14 protein-coding genes are annotated in these 18745 nt (G+C 70.0%); 6 read left to right on the top strand and 8 right to left on the bottom strand.

Annotated features, from left to right (window positions below):
- The 6 genes from SSOG_RS35885 to SSOG_RS35910 all read right to left on the bottom strand — a co-directional run.
- Positions 1 to 397: FadR/GntR family transcriptional regulator (locus tag SSOG_RS35885; RefSeq protein ID WP_039939473.1), on the bottom strand; the 397-nt coding region annotated here is incomplete at its 3' end.
- A 155-nt stretch (positions 398 to 552) separates the two neighbouring features.
- The gene (locus tag SSOG_RS35890; protein ID WP_009719170.1) at positions 553 to 1023 is read right to left on the bottom strand and encodes a hypothetical protein; all 471 of its coding nucleotides are present in this window, start codon (positions 1021 to 1023) and stop codon (positions 553 to 555) included.
- Positions 1024 to 1261: 238 nt separating this feature from the next.
- On the bottom strand, positions 1262 to 2872 hold the full coding sequence (locus SSOG_RS35895) for a glycerol-3-phosphate dehydrogenase/oxidase (protein ID WP_009719171.1): 1611 nt from the start codon (positions 2870 to 2872) through the stop codon (positions 1262 to 1264).
- A 7-nt stretch (positions 2873 to 2879) separates the two neighbouring features.
- A complete protein-coding gene (glpK, locus tag SSOG_RS35900; RefSeq protein WP_009719172.1) occupies positions 2880 to 4427 on the bottom strand; it encodes a glycerol kinase GlpK in 1548 nt (515 codons plus the stop codon).
- 37 nt (positions 4428 to 4464) lie between these two features.
- Complete coding sequence (locus SSOG_RS35905) at positions 4465 to 5259, bottom strand: MIP/aquaporin family protein (protein WP_009719173.1); 795 nt, start codon at positions 5257 to 5259, stop codon at positions 4465 to 4467.
- Between the two features lie 331 nt (positions 5260 to 5590).
- Complete coding sequence (locus SSOG_RS35910) at positions 5591 to 6355, bottom strand: IclR family transcriptional regulator (protein WP_009719174.1); 765 nt, start codon at positions 6353 to 6355, stop codon at positions 5591 to 5593.
- Positions 6356 to 6591: 236 nt separating this feature from the next.
- Between SSOG_RS35910 and metH the strand changes: the two genes are divergently transcribed.
- The 4 genes from metH to SSOG_RS35930 all read left to right on the top strand — a co-directional run bounded on the left by metH (position 6592) and on the right by SSOG_RS35930 (position 14524).
- Complete coding sequence (gene metH, locus SSOG_RS35915; protein ID WP_009719175.1) at positions 6592 to 10098, top strand: methionine synthase; 3507 nt, start codon at positions 6592 to 6594, stop codon at positions 10096 to 10098.
- Positions 10099 to 10226: 128 nt separating this feature from the next.
- Positions 10227 to 10928, top strand: a complete 702-nt coding sequence (locus SSOG_RS35920) for an HAD family hydrolase (protein WP_009719176.1) — start codon at positions 10227 to 10229, stop codon at positions 10926 to 10928.
- 339 nt (positions 10929 to 11267) lie between these two features.
- Complete coding sequence (locus tag SSOG_RS35925; protein ID WP_009719177.1) at positions 11268 to 12872, top strand: ABC transporter substrate-binding protein; 1605 nt, start codon at positions 11268 to 11270, stop codon at positions 12870 to 12872.
- A gap of 56 nt (positions 12873 to 12928) precedes the next feature.
- Positions 12929 to 14524, top strand: coding sequence for an ABC transporter substrate-binding protein (locus SSOG_RS35930; RefSeq protein ID WP_009719178.1), 1596 nt, complete (start codon positions 12929 to 12931; stop codon positions 14522 to 14524).
- A gap of 32 nt (positions 14525 to 14556) precedes the next feature.
- Here the strand turns inward: SSOG_RS35930 and SSOG_RS35935 are convergent, their stop codons facing one another.
- The gene (locus tag SSOG_RS35935) at positions 14557 to 15228 is read right to left on the bottom strand and encodes a response regulator (RefSeq protein WP_009719179.1); all 672 of its coding nucleotides are present in this window, start codon (positions 15226 to 15228) and stop codon (positions 14557 to 14559) included.
- A 13-nt stretch (positions 15229 to 15241) separates the two neighbouring features.
- Entirely contained in the window at positions 15242 to 16162 is a 921-nt protein-coding gene (locus SSOG_RS35940; RefSeq protein WP_009719180.1) for a RecB family exonuclease, read from the bottom strand.
- A 128-nt stretch (positions 16163 to 16290) separates the two neighbouring features.
- Here SSOG_RS35940 and SSOG_RS35945 point away from each other — a divergent pair, with 128 nt between their 5' ends.
- The gene (locus SSOG_RS35945; protein ID WP_009719181.1) at positions 16291 to 17535 is read left to right on the top strand and encodes a site-2 protease family protein; all 1245 of its coding nucleotides are present in this window, start codon (positions 16291 to 16293) and stop codon (positions 17533 to 17535) included.
- A 98-nt stretch (positions 17536 to 17633) separates the two neighbouring features.
- Entirely contained in the window at positions 17634 to 18587 is a 954-nt protein-coding gene (locus SSOG_RS35950) for a tRNA (adenine-N1)-methyltransferase (RefSeq protein ID WP_009719182.1), read from the top strand.
- Positions 18588 to 18745 lie beyond the last annotated feature (158 nt).

Raw genomic sequence — 18745 nt, forward strand, 5'->3', positions numbered from 1 at the left:
CCGAGGGCGCCTCGCCCAGCGCGTCCAGCTGCGCGCCGAGCGCGTCCAGTTCGGTGTCACTGATCCGGCTACAGGCCTGCGCCGTGGCCGCGGGCTCCAGGATGCGGCGCACCGCCAGGAACTCCAGCACGGTGTCGTCCCGGTGGAAGTCCACGACGAAACTCAGCGCCTCCAGCAGCAGCTGGGGGTCGAGGCTGGTGACGTACGTACCGTCGCCCTGCCGCACATCGAGGATGCGGATCAGGGACAGCGCGCGAACGGCCTCGCGCAGCGAATTGCGGGACAGGCCCAGATCCGCGGCCAGCTCGCTCTCCTTGGGAAGCCGGTCACCCGGGCGCAGCGCACCCGAGACGATCATGCCCTTGATTTTTTCGATCGCCTCGTCGGTGACCGCCATGATGGACCTCCGGGTCAAACATCCGATGTATGGGTCCATTATGACGCGCGCGGACCGGCGGCGTCTTCCGGGGACGCCGCCGGTCCGTTTCGGTTCTCTGCCGAGCCGCTGCCGAGCCGCTGTCGGCCGCCGCCGACGGGCTCAGAAGGTGGGGCTCAGAAGGTGAAGGGGCCCGGGGACTGGGCCGAGGTGGCGGTGCAGTTGACCGTGATCAGGCCGAAGACCACCAGCTTGAGCGACTTGGCCTCCAGCACGTCACCCGCGGCCACGGTGCCCTTGAGCGGGCCGGTGGTCACGTCGGCGCCGGTCTTGATGGCCGGGTTGGCGTTGCCGGTGAACGTCGTGGTGCCGGAGCCGTTCTTCGACAGCGTGAGGGTGGAGCTGACCGCGCCCGCCGGAATGTCGATCGGCGCCTTGACGGCCGCCGAGGACAGGGTGATGGTCGCGGCGGTGCCGCTCTGCGTGGCGGTCAGCGTCGCCAGACCAGAACCGTAGGTTCCGCAGTCGGCCGTCAGGGTCGCGGTGGTCGGGGTGACCGCGACCGCGCTCGGCGCCAGCGCGAGCGCGCCGGCGGCCAGTGCTGCTGTTCCCATTGCCGTGCCGATCCCGAGCTTGATGCGTCTCATGGGACTGCCTTCCGGAGTGGGGGAAGTGAGCGGTGGGCTGGTGGGGGGTGCGTCCGCCCTTCCTGACTGCCCGTCATGCGCGGACGGAGCTATTGATACGCGTGGCGCCGAAGAAGGCAAGAGTGATTCCGCAACTTTTTAACTCGCGAGTAAGGTCCCGCCCCGCGCAAGGCCCCTCCGCACACACCGACGGCCGGGTGAGAAGAAACGTCTCCCCACCCGGCCGTCGATAGAAGTGTCAGCCGCGCTTGGCCAGCAGCTCCTCGACCCGCCCGCGGATGGCGTCGTCGTCCAGGCCGCGGATCGTCAGCGTGGTGCGGCGGCGCAGCACGTCGTCCGCGGTCTGCGCCCACTCGTGGTCACGGGCGTAGACGACCTGGGCCCAGATCTCCGGGGCGTCCGGGTGGATCCGCTCGGCGAGCGCCGCGTCGCCGCTCGCCAGCCGCGCGATGTCGAAGGAGAGCGAACCGTAGTGGGTCGCCAGGTGGCGCGCGGTGTCCGCGGCCATGCGCGGGCCGGGCGTACCGCCGTCCACCAGCAGCCGGTGGGCGACCGCGTGCGGATTGGCGAGGCCGGGCAGCGGCATGTGCTTGGGCAGCTGCTTGACCGGCTCCATGTCGTCCGCGAGCGGACGGCCCGGCAGCTCGGCGAGCTTGCTCATCACGGTGCGGCCGATGTGGCGGAAGGTGGTCCACTTGCCGCCGGCTATGGAGAGCATGCCGCCCTTGCCCTCGGTGACGACCGTCTCCCGCTTGGCCTTGGCGGTGTCGCCGGGGCCGCCGGGCAGCACCCGCAGCCCCGCGAACGCGTAGGTGATCAGGTCGCGGGAGAGCTGCTGGTCGCGGATGGAGAACGCGGCCTCGTCCAGGATCTGGGCGGTGTCCGCTTCGTTGACCGCGACATCGGCCGGGTCGCCCTCGTACGGCTCGTCGGTGGTGCCGAGCAGCAGCATGTCCTCCCAGGGGAGGGCGAAGGTGATGCGGTACTTGTCGATGGGCGTCGCCAGCGCCGCCCGCCACGGGGAGGTGCGCTTGAGGACCAGGTGGGCGCCCTTGGAGAGCCGGATGGACGGCGCCGCGCCCGGGTCCTCCATCCGCCGCAGGTGGTCCACCCAGGGACCGGTGGCGTTGAGCACCAGGCGGGCGTTGACGCCGAACTCGGTGCCGTCGGTGCGGTCCCTCAGCTCCGCGCCGGTGACCCGGCCGTCCGTCTTGCGCAGCCCGGTGACCTCGGCGTGGTTGAGCACGGTGGCGCCCGCGTCGACCGCCGCCCGGACCGTCATCAGGGCCATGCGGCTGTCGTTCATCTGCCCGTCGCCGTACACGGCGACCGCCCGCAGCCCCTCGGTGCGCAGCTCCGGCACGTCCCGCGCGGCCTTCTCGCCGTTGATCACATGGCCGACGCCGTCGCGGAACGCGGAGAGCGCCGAGTACGCGAAGACGCCCGCGCCCAGCTTGGCCGCGCCGTGCGGGCCGCCCTTGTAGACCGGCAGGTAGAAGGTGAGCGGGTTGGACAGGTGCGGCGCGACGCTGCGCGAGACGGCGCGCCGCTCGAAGTGGTTCTCGGCGACGAGCTTGACCGCGCCGGTCTGGAGGTAGCGCAGGCCGCCGTGGAGCAGCTTGGAGGAGGCGGAGGAGGTGGCGCCGGCGAAGTCGCCGGCGTCCACCATGGCCACCCGCAGTCCGGACTGCGCGGCGTGCCAGGCAGTGGTGATGCCCAGGATGCCGCCGCCGATCACCAGGAGGTCGTACGAAGCCTTGGACAGCTGTTCCCGGGTTTCGGCGCGGGTCGGGTGCGAACCGGCAGCCGGGTGCGTCCCGAGGGAAGGAACGCTCTGCAGGGTGGTCATGTGAGATTTACTCCTCGTCCTCGATCCAGCCCATGGTCCGCTGCACGGCCTTGAGCCAGCTCTTGTACTCGCGATCCCGTACGTCCGCGTCCATACGGGGGGTCCACTCGGCGGCCCGGCGCCAGTTGGCGCGCAGCGCGTCGATGTCCGGCCAGAAGCCGACGGCCAGGCCGGCGGCGTAGGCGGCGCCGAGGCAGGTGGTCTCGGCCACCATCGGGCGCACCACGGGTGCGTCGAGGGCGTCCGAGAGGGTCTGCATCAGCAGGTTGTTGGAGGTCATTCCGCCGTCGACCTTGAGCGCGGTCAGCTCGACGCCGGAGTCCTTGGTCATCGCGTCGACGATCTCGCGGGTCTGCCAGGCGGTGGCCTCCAGCACGGCCCGCGCGATGTGCGCCTTGGTGACGTAGCGCGTCAGGCCCGCGATCACGCCGCGCGCGTCGTCGCGCCAGTACGGGGCGAACAGCCCGGAGAACGCGGGCACGAAGTACGCGCCGCCGTTGTCGTCCACCGAGCTGGCCAGGGTCTCGATCTCGGCGGCGCTGTTGATCAGCCCCATCTGGTCGCGCATCCACTGCACCAGCGAACCGGTGACCGCGATGGAGCCCTCCAGGGCGTACACCGGCTTCTGGTCGCCGATGCGGTAACCGACGGTGGTCAGCAGCCCGTTGTAGGAGTTGACCGGCTTGTCGCCGGTGTTCATCAGCAGGAAGGTGCCGGTGCCGTACGTGGACTTGGCCTCGCCCTCGGCGAAACAGGTCTGGCCGAAGAGGGCCGCCTGCTGGTCGCCGAGCGCGGAGGCGACGGGCACGCCCTGGAGGATGCCGTCGGCGCTGCGCCCGTAGACCTCGGCGGAGGAACGGATCTTCGGCAGCAGCGCGGCCGGGATGTTCATCGACGTCAGGATCTTGGGATCCCAGTCGAGGGTGTGCAGGTTCATCAGCATGGTGCGGGAGGCGTTGGTGACGTCGGTGACGTGCACCCCGCCGTTGACCCCGCCCGTCAGGTTCCAGATGACCCAGGAGTCCATGGTGCCGAAGAGGATGTCACCGGCTTCGGCGCGCTCGCGCAGCCCTTCGACGTTGTCGAGCAGCCAGCGGATCTTGGGCCCGGCGAAGTAGGACGCCAGGGGGAGGCCCGTCTCGCGGCGGAAGCGGTCCTGGCCGACGTTGCGGCCCAGCTCCCGGCAGAGGGCGTCGGTGCGGGTGTCCTGCCAGACCAGCGCGTTGTGCACCGGCTCGCCGGTGTTCTTGTCCCACAGCAGGGTGGTCTCGCGCTGGTTGGTGATGCCGATCGCCTTTACGTCGGCGGAGGTGATCTCGGCTTTGGTGATCGCGCCGGTCACGACCTCTTGCACGTTCTGCCAGATCTCGGTCGCATTGTGTTCGACCCAGCCCGGCTTGGGGAAAATCTGCTCGTGCTCCTTCTGGTCGACCGAGACGATGCGCCCGTCCCGGTCGAAGACGATGCAGCGGCTGGACGTGGTGCCCTGGTCGATGGCGGCGATGAACGGACCGTGTCCGTGGGAGGAGGCGCTCGTGGTGTGGGTGTCGGTCATGGTGGGTTGCTCTCCTGCGAGTCCGATGGGGTGGGGGCTAGGCGAAGGCGATCTCGTAGATGCCGCCGGCGATGGCTCCACCGAGGAGCGGGCCGACGACGGGGATCCAGGCATAGCCCCAGTCCGAGCCGCCCTTGTTGGGCAGCGGCAGGAGGGCGTGCACGATGCGCGGGCCCAGGTCACGTACCGGGTTGATGGCGTAGCCGGTCGGGCCGCCGAGCGAGAGGCCGATGCCGACCACGACCAGGGCGGTGATCAGGACGCCGATCACGCCAAGACCCTTGCCCTCGCCGTTCAGGCCCTGGGTGAGGATGGCGAGGACCAGCACGGTGGTGGCGATGATCTCGGTGACGAGGTTCTGGGCGGTGTTCCGGATCTCCGGGCCGGTGGAGAAGATCCCCAGCACCGGGCCCGCGTCCCCCGCCTGAGCGGCGTCGGCCTTCTTCGTGTCCTGGGCGCCCGGACCGCCGACCAGCTCGCGGTCGGTGAGGTGCGCCTGGAAGTGGCCCACGTACGCGAGCCACACCAGCACCGCGCCGATCATGGCGCCGAGGATCTGCCCGAGGAAGTAGATCGGTACGTCGCCCCACTCGGTGCCACCCGAGATCGCGAGGCCGAGCGTCACCGCCGGGTTGAGGTGCGCGCCGGAGAGCGGCGCCGATATGTATGCGCCCGTGAGGACGGCGAAACCCCACCCGAAGGTGATGGCCAGCCATCCCGCGTCGAACGCCTTGGATCGCTTCAAGAGAACGCCTGCGACGACACCACAGCCGAGCAGGGTGAGTACGGCGGTACCGATGGTCTCGCCGATGAAGATGTCGGAGCTGGACACCCGCGACTCCTTTGTCCTTCGTCCAGGGGAAGGCGAACCCCCGGTCCCGCCGGGGATCCGCGCCCTCGTGGGAGGGCGTTGGTCGGCCCGCGGCGAGTCCACCATAGCGAATATTGTCGTCAGGTGTTCGACAATGCCGACCGATGAACGGCAGTTTTCTTCACGGCGAAGACCCCGTCAAGGGTCGTGTGGAGGAAAACTCGGGAGGATGTGAAACCGTGATGAATGACCTTAGACCTGGCCAAAGGTCCTGGTCAGGACGGGCGATCAGGCTCCCGGCCCAGGTCGGGCGCGGTCCGGGCCGGGACCTCGGGGAGGGGCCGGGGTCCGGTCAGAACCGTCCGGCGCCCAGATCGCGGGAGACCGCCCGCGCGCAGTCCCGTACGGCGGCGATCAGCTCGGAGCGCAGCTCCCCGTCCTCGCACACCCGCTCCACCGCGCCCGCGATCCCCACCGCCCCCACCGGCAGCCGTCGCCGGTCGTGCACCGGGGCCGCGACCGACGCGACGCCCTCCCAGGTCTCCTCCACGTCCGAGCCCCAGCCGCGCGCCCGGGTGAGCGCCAGGACGCCCTCGAACGCGTCCGTCTCGGTCACCGTGCGCTTGGTGAACGGTTTCCGGTCACCCTCGGCCGCCTCGCTGTGCGCCACCGGGTCGTACGCGGACAGCACCTTGCCCAGGGCGGTGGAGTGCAGCGGCTGCATGGCGCCGACCTCCAGCACCTGACGGCTGTCGTCCGGCCGGAAGACATGGTGGACGATGAGCACACCCTGCTGGTGCAGTACGCCGAGGTAGACACTCTCGCCGCTGGAGCGCGCCAGGTCGTCCGTCCACACCAGGGCGCGGGCGCGCAGCTCATGGACGTCCAGATAGCTGTTGCCCAGCCGCAGCAGCTCGGCGCCCAGCTGGTAGCGGCCCGAGTTCTCGTCCTGTTCCACGAACCCCTCCTGCTGGAGGGTGCGCAGGATGCCGTGGGCGGTGCCCTTGGCGAGTCCGAGGGTGGAGGCGATGTCGGACAGTCCCAGCCGGCGCTCGCCCCCGGCGAGCAGGCGTAGCATCGCGGCAGCCCGCTCCAACGACTGGATGTTCCGTGCCATCGCCAACCTCCTGACTACGGTTCGACAATGCTGAACACTATCGGTCCATGTCGACTCCGCGGTACATACAGCCAAACGTAAACGATCACCAGTCCGCGGGGGCCGACCGGAGGAAGTGCGTCCGGGTGTTGGGACGGCCCCCTGCCCTCTTGCCCCCGGCAGCTAGGCTGGCCTGGTGCGCCCTTGCCGAGTGAGGGCGCAAAGCCGACAGCCGTCGCACTCCAGGGAGCACATCCATGGCCTCGCACACGTCATCGTCCGCATCCGCCGCCCGAATCGACGCCCTCCGCGAGGCACTCGCCTCCCGCGTAGTGGTCGCCGATGGTGCGATGGGCACGATGCTCCAGGCGCAGGACCCCAGTCTCGACGACTTCCAGCAGCTCGAAGGCTGCAACGAGATCCTCAACATCACCCGCCCCGACATCGTCCGGTCGGTCCACGAGGCGTACTTCGCGGTGGGCGTGGACTGTGTCGAGACGAACACCTTCGGCGCCAACCACGCGGCGCTGGGCGAGTACGACATCCCCGAGCGGGTCTTCGAGCTGTCCGAGGCGGGCGTCCGGATCGCCCGCGAGGTGGCGGACGAGTTCACCGCCTCGACCGGGCAGCAGCGCTGGGTGCTCGGCTCGATGGGCCCCGGCACCAAGCTCCCCACCCTCGGCCACGCCCCGTACACCACGCTGCGCGACGCCTACCAGCAGAACGCCGAAGGCATGATCGCCGGTGGCGCGGACGCCCTCCTGGTCGAGACCACCCAGGACCTGCTCCAGACCAAGGCCTCGATCCTCGGCGCCCGCCGCGCCCTGGATGCCACCGGCGCGAACCTCCCCATCATCTGCTCGGTCACCGTCGAGACCACCGGCACCATGCTGCTGGGCTCCGAGATCGGCGCGGCGCTGACCGCCCTGGAGCCGCTCGGCATCGACATGATCGGCCTCAACTGCGCCACCGGCCCGGCCGAGATGAGCGAGCACCTGCGCTACCTCGCCCGCCACTCGCGCGTGCCCCTGTCCTGCATGCCGAACGCGGGCCTGCCCGTGCTCGGCAAGGACGGCGCCCACTACCCGCTCACCGCGACCGAGCTGGCCGACGCCCAGGAGACCTTCGTCCGCGAGTACGGCATGTCGCTGGTCGGCGGCTGCTGCGGCACCACCCCCGAGCATCTGCGCCAGGTCGTCGAGCGGGTCCGCGACCTGACCCCGGCCGTACGCGAGCCGCGTCCCGAGCCGGGCGCCGCCTCGCTGTACCAGACGGTCCCGTTCCGCCAGGACACCTCGTACCTGGCCATCGGCGAGCGGACGAACGCCAACGGGTCGAAGAAGTTCCGCGAGGCCATGCTGGACGGCCGCTGGGACGACTGCGTGGAGCTGGCCCGCGAGCAGATCCGCGAGGGCGCCCATCTGCTCGACCTGTGCGTCGACTACGTCGGCCGCGACGGCGTCGCCGATATGCGGGAGCTGGCCGGCCGCTTCGCCACCGCCTCCACCCTGCCCATCGTGCTGGACTCCACCGAGGTGGACGTCATCGAGGCGGGGCTGGAGAAGCTGGGCGGCCGCGCGGTCATCAACTCGGTCAACTACGAGGACGGCGACGGCCCCGAGTCCCGCTTCGCCAAGGTCACCCAGCTCGCCCGCGAGCACGGCGCCGCGCTGATCGCGCTGACCATCGACGAGGAGGGTCAGGCGCGCACCCCGGAGAAGAAGGTCGAGATCGCCCAGCGGATCATCGCCGACCTCACCGGCAACTGGGGCATCCACGAGTCCGACATCCTCATCGACACCCTCACCTTCACCATCTGCACCGGGCAGGAGGAGTCCCGCAAGGACGGCATCGCCACCATCGAGGCGATCCGCGAGCTCAAGCGGCGCCACCCGGACGTGCAGACCACGCTCGGCCTGTCGAACATCTCCTTCGGCCTCAACCCGGCCGCCCGCATCCTGCTCAACTCCGTCTTCCTGGACGAGTGCGTCAAGGCCGGACTGGACTCGGCGATCGTCCACGCGAGCAAGATCCTGCCGATCGCGCGGTTCGACGACGAGCAGGTCACCACGGCCCTCGACCTGATCTACGACCGCCGCGCCGAGGGCTACGACCCGCTCCAGAAGCTGATGGCGCTCTTCGAGGGCGCCACCGCCAAGTCCCTCAAGGCGGGCAAGGCCGAGGAACTGGCCGCCCTGCCGCTGGACGAGCGCCTCCAGCGGCGCATCATCGACGGCGAGCGCAACGGCCTGGAGGCCGACCTCGACGAGGCGCTCCAGGAGCGCCCGGCACTGGAGATCGTCAACGAGACGCTGCTGGCGGGCATGAAGGTCGTCGGCGAGCTGTTCGGCTCCGGCCAGATGCAGCTGCCGTTCGTCCTCCAGTCCGCCGAGGTGATGAAGACCGCGGTGGCCCACCTGGAGCCGCATATGGAGAAGTCCGACGACGAGGGCAAGGGCACCATCGTGCTCGCCACCGTCCGCGGCGACGTCCATGACATCGGCAAGAACCTCGTGGACATCATCCTGTCCAACAACGGCTACAACGTGGTCAACCTCGGTATCAAGCAGCCGGTCTCCGCGATCCTGGACGCCGCCCAGGAGCACCGCGCCGACGTCATCGGCATGTCCGGCCTGCTGGTGAAGTCCACGGTGATCATGAAGGAGAACCTGGAGGAGCTGAACCAGCGCAGCCTGGCCTCCGACTACCCCGTCATCCTCGGCGGCGCCGCCCTCACCCGCGCCTACGTCGAACAGGACCTCCACGAGATCTACGAGGGCGAGGTCCGCTACGCCCGCGACGCCTTCGAGGGCCTGCGCCTCATGGACGCCCTCATCGCCGTCAAGCGCGGTGTCCCCGGCGCGGAGCTGCCCGCCCTCAAGCAGCGCCGGGTGCCCAAGCGGGACACGCCCCTGAGCGACCCGGAGCCGGAGGGTCCGTCGCGCTCCGACGTCGCCACCGACAACCCGGTGCCCGCCCCGCCCTTCTGGGGCACCCGCGTCGTCAAGGGCATCCAGCAGGTCGACTACGCCTCCTGGCTGGACGAGGGCGCGCTGTTCAAGGGCCAGTGGGGGCTGAAGGAGGCCCGCACCGGCGACGGACCGAGCTACGCGGAGCTGGTGGAGTCCGAGGGCCGCCCGCGGCTGCGCGGCTGGCTGGACAAGCTGCGTACGGAGAACCTGCTGGAAGCCGCCGTGGTCTACGGCTACTTCCCCTGCGTCTCCAAGGGCGACGACCTCGTCCTGCTCAACGAGGACGGCAGCGAGCGCACCCGCTTCACCTTCCCGCGCCAGCGCCGCGGCCGCCGGCTGTGCCTGGCGGACTTCTTCCGGCCCGAGGAGTCCGGCGAGACCGATGTGGTCGGCCTCCAGGTCGTCACCGTCGGCTCCAGGATCGGCGAGGCCACCGCCGAGCTGTTCGCCGACAACTCCTACCGCGACTACCTGGAACTCCACGGGCTGTCCGTGCAGCTCGCCGAGGCGCTGGCCGAGTACTGGCACGCCCGGGTCCGGGCCGAGCTGGGCTACGCGGGGGAGGACCCCGGCGACATCGAGGACATGTTCGCGCTGAAGTACCGCGGCGCGCGCTTTTCGCTCGGCTACGGCGCCTGCCCCGACCTGGAGGACCGGGCGAAGATCGCCGAACTGCTGGAGCCGGAGCGGATCGGGGTGAAGCTCTCCGAGGAGTTCCAGCTGCACCCCGAGCAGTCGACGGACGCGATCGTCATCCATCACCCGGAGGCGAAGTACTTCAACGCCCGGTAACCGGGGGTCGTCCGACAGGAGGCGCCGCGACGCGCCGCGTCGTAGACTGGTCGATCCGGTAGAGGCCGGTCGTCTTCCACATCGTGGAAGGGGGCCGGCCTTCGTGCCCCGTATCCGGAGGTGTTCGGATGACCAGCAGCATCCCCGCCGTCGACACCCGTTCGGCCGAAGGCTCCGCCCTCCAGGCGGTCCTGCTCGACATGGACGGCACCCTGGTGGACACCGAGGACATCTGGTGGGACGCGGAAGTGTCGATCTTCGCCGAGCTGGGCCACGCCCTCGCCGAGGAGTACCGCCAGGTGGTGGTCGGCGGCCCGATGACCCGCAGCGCCTCGTTCCTCATCGAGGCCACCGGCGCCGACATCGCGCTCGCCGAGCTGACCGGCCTGCTGAACAGCCGCTTCACCGAGCTGCTCGACGGCACCGTGCCCATGCTGCCCGGCGCCCGCCGGCTGCTCACCGAGCTGGGCGCGCACGGGGTGCCGACCGCCCTGGTCTCCGCCTCGCACCGCCGGGTGATGGACCGGCTGCTGCGGTCGATCGGACGTGAGAACTTCGCGCTGACGGTCGCGGGCGACGAGATCGGCCGCACCAAGCCGCACCCCGACCCGTATCTGTTCGCCGCCGCGGGGCTGGCCGCCGACCCGGCGCGGTGCGTGGTCATCGAGGACACGGCGACCGGGGTACGGGCCGCCGAGGCGGCCGGGTGCCGGGTGCTGGCGGTGCCCTCCCTCGTACCGATCGAGCCCGCGGCGGGCCGTACCGTCGTCGGATCGCTGGAAGAAGTCGATCTTCCATTTCTACGCGGCCTGGTCACAAAAATGCACTGATCGCGCACTGAGCGTATGTCTGTAAATTGCAGACTGAATAACGCGCTCCCCGTTTTTGTGTGGCGGCACCGGCGTTCCGGGCGTGATGTTTATCACTGCATATGCCGTCGACAGGTGGGGTGGGTATCTGCTGCGCGTCCTGTTTGATGCGATGTGGGCGCGCCCTTGTGTCCGGATTGATGACATGCCGTACGAAACGCGACCGCGTTCGAATATCGGGCGGACCTTTCTCGTTATCGGTGCGTGATATCGCCTCAACTTCGTTGTGTCTGAGCATGGCTGGCGCCTCGGACTAATCTCGTCGCGAGTGGTTGATCGATCGCAGGGAGACTCCCGACAATGAAGCGCAAGTCGCTCGCGCTGCCGGCCGTGGCGGGCCTACTGACGTCAGCGCTCACCGCATGCGGTGGACCCGACGGCTCGGGCGCTGACGACGGCGCCATCGTCCTGGGGAGTACCGACCGGATCGAGGCATCCAAGGCGGCGCCCGCCCCCCTGGACCCCGCCCAGGCATACGACTTCGCCTCCTGGAGCGTCCTCCACAACGCCTTCCAGACGCTGATGCGGCTGCCCCGCTCGGGCACCGAGCCGATACCCGACGCCGCGCAGAAGTGCGGCTTCCAGGACCGGCAGAGCGAGCAGTACCGCTGCACCCTGCGCAGCGGGCTGAAGTTCTCCAACGGCCACGCGCTCACCTCCGAGGACGTCAAGTTCTCCCTCGACCGGATGCTGCGCATCAAGGACCGCAACGGCCCGGTCTCCCTGCTCTCCAACGTGGACCGGGTGGAGACCCCGACCTCCCGCGAGGTCGTCATCCACCTCCGCGCGCCCGACGCGACCTTCCCGTCCAAGCTCACCACCCCGGCCGCGGCCCTCCTGGACAGCGAGGTCTACCGGGGGAACGCGCTGCGCAAGGGCTTCAGCCTCGTCGGCTCGGGTCCGTACCAGGCGAAGACCGAGGTGCGGGACGACCGGCTGGTGAAGGTGCGCTTCACCCGGAACCCGAACTACCAGGGCGATGTGAAGCCGGACAGCGACAAGGTCGAGATGCGGTTCTTCGATTCCGCACCGGCCATGGAGAAGGCGCTGACCAAGGGCGATATCGACGTGGTGCACCGCGGCTTCTCGCCCGGCCAGATCGACCAGCTCAACAAGGGCGAGGTCGAGGGCGTCCGGCTCTTCGAGTCCTCCGGCCAGGGCATCCGCTACCTCGTCTTCGACACCGACGCCCCGGTGGTCGGAACCAAGGCGGTACGGCAGGCCATCGCCCATCTGGTGGACCGGCAGGCGCTGGTGCGCGACGTCTACAAGCGGACCGCCGAGCCCCTCTACTCGCTGATCCCGAACAACGTCATCTCGCACACCAACTCGTTCTACAACGAGTACGGCGACCCCGACCCCGACGCGGCCCGCACCGCTCTGCGGAACGCCGGTGTCAGCACCCCGGTGAAGCTGACCCTGACGTACACGACCGACCACTACGGTCCGGAGACGGCCCAGGAGTTCAAGGAGCTCCGGAGCCAGCTCAACCGCAGCGGCCTCTTCAAGGTCAAGATCAAGGGCGTCCGCTGGACCGAGTTCCGCCCCAACCTCCCCAAGCGCGAGTACGCCGCCTACGGCATGGGGTGGCTGCCGGACTTCCCGGACCCGGACAACTACATCGCGCCCTTCCTGACCAAGGACAACTTCCTGGGCTCGCCCTACCGCGACAACAGCGTGCAGGACGAGCTGATCCCGCGGACCCGGCAGGAGAGCCAGCGCACCCGCGCGTCCGGAGACTTCCAGACCATTCAGAACACCGTCGCCGACGACGTGCCCTATCTGCCGCTGTGGCAGGGGAACACCTATGTGGCGGCCCGAGAGAACATCACCGGGGCCGAATACGCGTTCGACTCCTCGACCATGCTTCAGCTCTGGGAGCTGGGCCGAGGAGCCGGCAGCTGACGCAACGCCAGACGGGGGCCGGATAACGAGACGACTAAACTGTGAGGAAACCACCCGTGAGGAAACGTGACCAGTGGCTGGCAGCTCCCCTTGGAGCGGGACTTGCCGCCGCCCTGCTCACCGGCTGTGGGAGCGAGGACGGGGACACCGCGGGCAGCGGTGAGCACGTCGTCATGGGAATGTCGGACGAGGTGCTGGCAACCGACCCGGCATCCGGCTACGACCCGGGCTCCTGGCTGTTGTTCAACAACGTGTTCCAGTCGCTGCTGAGCTTCCCCAAGGGCGGCACCACCCCGCAGCCGGAGGCGGCGGAGAAGTGCGGCTTCAAGGACAACTCCAGCCAGGTCTTCACCTGCACCCTGCGGAACGACCTGAAGTTCTCCAACGGCCATCCGCTGACCTCCGAGGACGTCAAGTTCTCGTTCGAGCGCACCATGCGGATCAACGACGAGAACGGCCCGGCGGTGATGCTCGCCAGCATCGGGAACATCAAGACCCCGGACGAGCGGACCGTCGTCTTCAACCTGAAGACCCCGGACGCCACCTTCCCGCAGAAGATCGCCTCCGGCGCCGGGTCCATCGTGGACCACAGCGAGTACCCCGCCGACAAGCTGCGCACCGACAACAAGGCGATCGGCTCCGGCGTCTACAAGCTGGACTCCTTCAGCAAGAAGGAGGCGGACTTCTCGGTCAACGGCCAGTACAAGGGCCCCGCCGAGGCCCAGAACACCGGCATGACCCTGAAGTTCTTCCAGGGCCGCCAGCAGCAGCTGAAGGACGCCGTCCAGAACGGCGACGTGGACCTGGCCTACCGCGGGCTGGCCATGAAGGACCTGGCCGACCTCCAGGCCGAGTCCCTCAGCGGCGGCAAGAACCTCAACGTCGTCGAGGGCACCGGCGCCGAGGTCCAGCACCTGGTCTTCAACATGAAGGACCCGGTCGCCGGAAAGCTCGGCGTGCGCAAGGCCATGGCGTACCTCCTCGACCGCTCCACCCTGGTCCGGGACGTCTACAAGCGCACCGCCGAACCGCTGTACTCGGTCGTCCCCGCCGGTATCACCGGCCACAACACGGCCTTCTTCGACAAGTACGGCGACCGGCCGCAGCCCGGGAAGGCCGAGCAGGCGCTGCGCGACGAGGGCATCACCGACAAGGTCAAGCTCACCCTGTGGGGCACCCCGATCCGCTACGGCCCCGGCACCGTCCCGGGCCTGCACGAGATCGCCAAGCAGCTCAACGCCAGCGGGCTGTTCGACGTCGACGTGAAGAGCACCGACGTCGCCACCTACGAGAAGGGCGTGGCCGCGGGCGACTACCCCGTCTACGTCAAGGGCTGGGTACCCGACTACCCCGACCCGGACAACTTCGTCGCCCCGTTCTTCGGCGCCGGGAACGTCCTGGCCAACCACTACACCTCGGCGCAGCTGACCGGACAGCTCATCCCGGCCACCGCGGGCCAGCCCAGCCGCGCGGCCACCGTCGGCGACTTCCAGAAGATCCAGGACCTGGTCGCCGACGACGTGCCGATGCTGCCGCTGTGGCAGGGCAAGCAGTACGCGGTGGCCCAGGAGTCCATCTCCGGACTCCAGTGGACCCTGGACGCCTCGACGGTCTTCCGCTTCTGGGAGATCAAGAAGTCGCCCACCGACTGACGCCCGGTCCCTCCCCGGCGCGCGCCTGATGCCTACTGCGCGCCGGGGCGGACCAGCCCGCTCTCGTACGCGTAGACCGCGGCCTGCACCCGGTCCCGCAGCCCCAGCTTGGTCAGCACATGGCCCACATGCGTCTTGACCGTCGTCTCGCTCACGAACAGATCCGCCGCGATCTCCGCGTTCGACAGCCCCCGGGCCACCAGCTTCAGCACCTCGACCTCGCGCTCGGTGAGCGTGTGCAGGGTGTCCGGAACCGGCTCCTCACCCGACGGCAGATGCCCGGCGTACTTGTCGAGCAGCCGGCGCGTGATGCTCGGCGCCAGCATCGCCTCGCCCGCCGCCACCACCCGGATGGCCTGCACCAGCTCGGTGGCCGGCGCGTCCTTCAGCAGAAAGCCGCTGGCCCCGGCGCGCAGCGCCTCCACCACGTACTCGTCGAGGTCGAAGGTCGTCAGCACCAGCACCTTCGCCGGGCCGTCCCGCCCGGGACCGGTGATCTGCCGGGTCGCCTCCACCCCGTCCATCCGCGGCATCCGGATGTCCATCAGCACCACGTCGGGCTGGAGCGCCCGCACCTGGTCGAGGGCCTGAAGCCCGTCCCCCGCCTCGCCGACCACCGCCAGATCCTGCTCCGCCTCCAGGATCATCCGGAATCCGGTGCGCAGCAGCGGTTGATCATCGACCAGTAGGACGCGGATCGCCACGGGTTCTCCTTCGCTAGACCGCGTCCATTCTGCCGGAGTCGTGGTCCCCCGAGGGAGCGGGGGACTGAGCCGGGATCACGGGCAGCGGATACACCGGGGGAGTACCACCGAATTCCGGACAGTGCGCCTGGTGGTCGCACCAGCCGCACAGCTTGGTCCGGCGCGGCAGGAAGTCCCCCGACTCCGTCGCCAGCCGGATCGCCTCCCACAGGGCCAGCACCTTGCGCTCCACCCCGAGCAGATCCCGCTCGACCGGGTCGTACGTCAGCACATCGCCGCTGCCCAGGTAGACCAGCTGGAGCCGGCGCGGCACCGCGCCGCGCAGCCGCCACAGCACCAGCGCGTAGAACTTCATCTGGAACAGGGCCTCGCCCGCGTACTGCGGCGCGGGCGCCTTTCCCGTCTTGTAGTCGACGATCCGCACGTCCCCGGTCGGCGCGATGTCCACCCGGTCGATGATCCCGCGCAGCGTCAGCCCCGACTCCAGCGCGGTCTCCACGAACAGCTCCCGCTCGGCGGGCTCCAGCCGGGTCGGGTCCTCCAGCGAGAACCATCCCTCCACCAGCTTCTGCGCCCCCGCCAGCCACTCGGACAGCCGCTCCGGGGACTCCGCCCCGTCCTCCCCCTGGAACAGCTCCGCCAGCTCCGGCTTGGCCGCCACCAGCCGCTCCCACTCGCCCGGCACCATCGCCCGGGCGCGCGGCGCGGTGCGCTCCGCCGCGGGCGCGTCGAAGAGCCGCTCCAGCACCGCGTGCACCACCGTGCCCCGCGTCGCGGCGGCGCTCGGCTTCTCCGGCAGTTTGTCGATCACCCGGAAGCGGTACAGCAAGGGGCACCGCATGAAGTCCGCCGCACGAGACGGCGAGAGCGACGCGGCGCGGCCGGACTGCGGTGCCCCATCCGCCTGTTCGGGCTGCCCTGAGGTGATTCCCATGGCGAAGACCCTACGACCCGCCACCGACAGCCGGACGCATACCATCGACGTCCGAGCCCCTCGCACTGCATGATCGTGGGGACCGTATCAAAACAGGGTGCGACGGACGCATCCGACGAGGGGACACCGTGGACAACAGCGGGCAGCGGCAGTCCGGCGACGGGGGAGCGGACCGCACGACCGAGCCCGAGGCGGACAAGCCGCGCCGCCCACGCGAGGTCGGCGGCGGCATCCTGATGGGGCGCCCCTTCGGCGTACCCGTCTACGTCTCGCCCAGCTGGTTCCTCGTGGCCGCCCTCATCACCTGGGTCTTCGGCGGCCAGCTGGAGCGGGTGCTGCCGGAGCTGGGCGCCGCCCGCTATCTGGTGTCGCTCTTCTTCGCGGTCGCCTTCTACGCCTCCGTCCTGGTGCACGAGCTGGCACACACCGTGGCCGCCCTGCGCTTCAAGCTGCCGGTGCGCCGGATCCAGCTCCAGTTCTTCGGCGGCGTCTCGGAGATCGAGAAGGAGTCCGAGACCCCCGGCCGGGAGTTCGTCCTGGCCTTCGTCGGCCCGCTGCTCTCCCTGGTCCTCTCCGGGGTCTTCTACCTCGGCATGCTGGTCGTGGAGCCCGACACGGTGCCCGGGGTGCTGCTCGCCGGACTGATGATCTCCAACCTCATCGTGGCCGCCTTCAACCTGCTGCCCGGCCTTCCGCTGGACGGCGGGCGGATGCTGCGCGCCGTCGTCTGGAAGATCAGCGGCAGGCCCATGGCCGGCACCGTCGCCGCCGCCTGGACCGGCCGGGCGCTCGCCGTCGCCGTCCTGGTGGGGCTGCCGTGGCTCACCCAGGCGGGCGGCCTCGGAGGGGAGCCCAAGGACTTCGGCAGCGTCGACTCGCTCACCGACGCGCTGCTCGCCGCCATACTGGCCGCGATCATCTGGACCGGCGCGGGCAACAGCCTGCGCATGGCCCGGCTCCGGGAGCGCCTGCCGGACCTGCGCGCCCGCAACCTCACCCGGCGCGCCGTGCCCGTCGCCGCCGACACCCCGCTGTCCGAGGCGCTGCGGCGGGCCAATGAGGCGGGGGCGCGCGCCCTGGTCGTGGTCGACGGCCACGGTGCCCCGACCGCCGTGGTCCGGGAGGCGGCCATCGTCGGGGTCCCGGAGCACCGGCGCCCCTGGGTCGCGGTCAGCGGCCTCGCCCAGGACATCAAGGACGGCATGCGGGTCTCCGCCGAGCTGACCGGCGAGGAGCTGCTGGACACCCTGCGCGCCACCCCAGCGACCGAGTACCTGGTGGTGGAGGAGACGGGCGAGATCTACGGCGTGCTCTCCACGGCCGACGTCGAGCGCGCCTTCGTCAACGCCATGGCGCGCACCCCGACTGCTTGATCCGAGGCTCGCCCGGGCCCCTCGAGTCCCTGATGCCCCGGGGCGGACCCCGAGGCCCGCCGTCCTGGGCAGGCTCCCGCTGCCGGTAGGCTGTTCACATGTCCGAACCGACCGGTGCCGCCCGCCGTCGCGGGCCCTTCCAAGTCGGGGACCAGGTCCAGCTCACCGACCCCAAGGGACGCCACTACACGTTCACGCTCGAAGCCGGGAAGAACTTCCACACCCACAAGGGTTCCTTCCCCCATGACGAGCTGATCGGCGCCCCCGAGGGAACTGTCGTGCGCACCACGGGAAACGTCGCGTATCTCGCGCTGCGTCCCCTGCTCCCCGACTATGTCCTGTCCATGCCACGCGGTGCCGCCGTGGTCTACCCCAAGGACGCGGGGCAGATCCTGGCGATGGCCGACATCTTCCCCGGCGCACGTATCGTCGAGGCGGGCGTCGGCTCCGGCTCGCTCTCCACCTTCCTGCTGCGGGCCATCGGCGACCAGGGCATGCTGCACTCCTACGAGCGCCGGGCCGACTTCGCCGAGATCGCCTCCCAGAACGTCGAGCGCTACTTCGGCGCCCCGCACCCCGCCTGGCGGCTGACCGTCGGCGACCTCCAGGACAACCTGTCCGACACGGACGTCGACCGCGTCATCCTCGACATGCTCGCCCCCTGGGAATGCCTGGAAGCGGTGTCCAAGGCGCTCGTGCCCGGCGGCATCCTGTGCGCCTACGTCGCCACCACCACCCAGCTGGCCCGCACCGTGGAGTCCATCCGCGAGCACGGCACCTTCAACGAGCCGTCGGCCTGGGAGACCATGGTCCGCACCTGGCACGTCGAGGGCCTGGCGGTACGCCCCGACCACCGGATGATCGGCCACACCGGCTTCCTCCTCACCGCCCGCCGCCTGGCCGACGGCGTGGAACCGCCGCTGCGCCGCCGCCGGCCCGCCAAGGGCGCGTACGGCGACGACTACCCGGGCTACGGCAGCGGGAAGGACACCGGCACCGCGGAGAGCAAGCGGGGAGCCTCCGGCGGTCAGGACGCGACCGACCGCGGCTGAACCCCGTCAACCACTCGGCGCGGCCACCGACTTCCCCCGTGCGGGGCGGTGGCCGCGCCGGTGTGAGATGTGGCACGATGCGGAGCACCCCCTCCGCCGCAGCCATCTCATGGAGTCGTCCCGCGTGCAGTCTCTGGGCCCGGATCTCGCGCACACCC

The organism is Streptomyces himastatinicus ATCC 53653, from assembly GCF_000158915.1.
Classification (GTDB): Bacteria; Actinomycetota; Actinomycetes; order Streptomycetales; family Streptomycetaceae; genus Streptomyces; species Streptomyces himastatinicus.

Coding starts and splice junctions, on each gene's coding strand:
- SSOG_RS35920 (WP_009719176.1), top strand. CDS start 10,227: ATGACCAGCAGCATCCCCGCCGTCGACACCCGTTCGGCCGAAGGCTCC.
- glpK (WP_009719172.1), bottom strand. CDS start 4,427: ATGACCGACACCCACACCACGAGCGCCTCCTCCCACGGACACGGTCCG.
- SSOG_RS35950 (WP_009719182.1), top strand. CDS start 17,634: ATGTCCGAACCGACCGGTGCCGCCCGCCGTCGCGGGCCCTTCCAAGTC.
- SSOG_RS35940 (WP_009719180.1), bottom strand. CDS start 16,162: ATGGGAATCACCTCAGGGCAGCCCGAACAGGCGGATGGGGCACCGCAG.
- SSOG_RS35895 (WP_009719171.1), bottom strand. CDS start 2,872: ATGACCACCCTGCAGAGCGTTCCTTCCCTCGGGACGCACCCGGCTGCC.
- SSOG_RS35890 (WP_009719170.1), bottom strand. CDS start 1,023: ATGAGACGCATCAAGCTCGGGATCGGCACGGCAATGGGAACAGCAGCA.
- SSOG_RS35910 (WP_009719174.1), bottom strand. CDS start 6,355: ATGGCACGGAACATCCAGTCGTTGGAGCGGGCTGCCGCGATGCTACGC.
- SSOG_RS35925 (WP_009719177.1), top strand. CDS start 11,268: ATGAAGCGCAAGTCGCTCGCGCTGCCGGCCGTGGCGGGCCTACTGACG.
- metH (WP_009719175.1), top strand. CDS start 6,592: ATGGCCTCGCACACGTCATCGTCCGCATCCGCCGCCCGAATCGACGCC.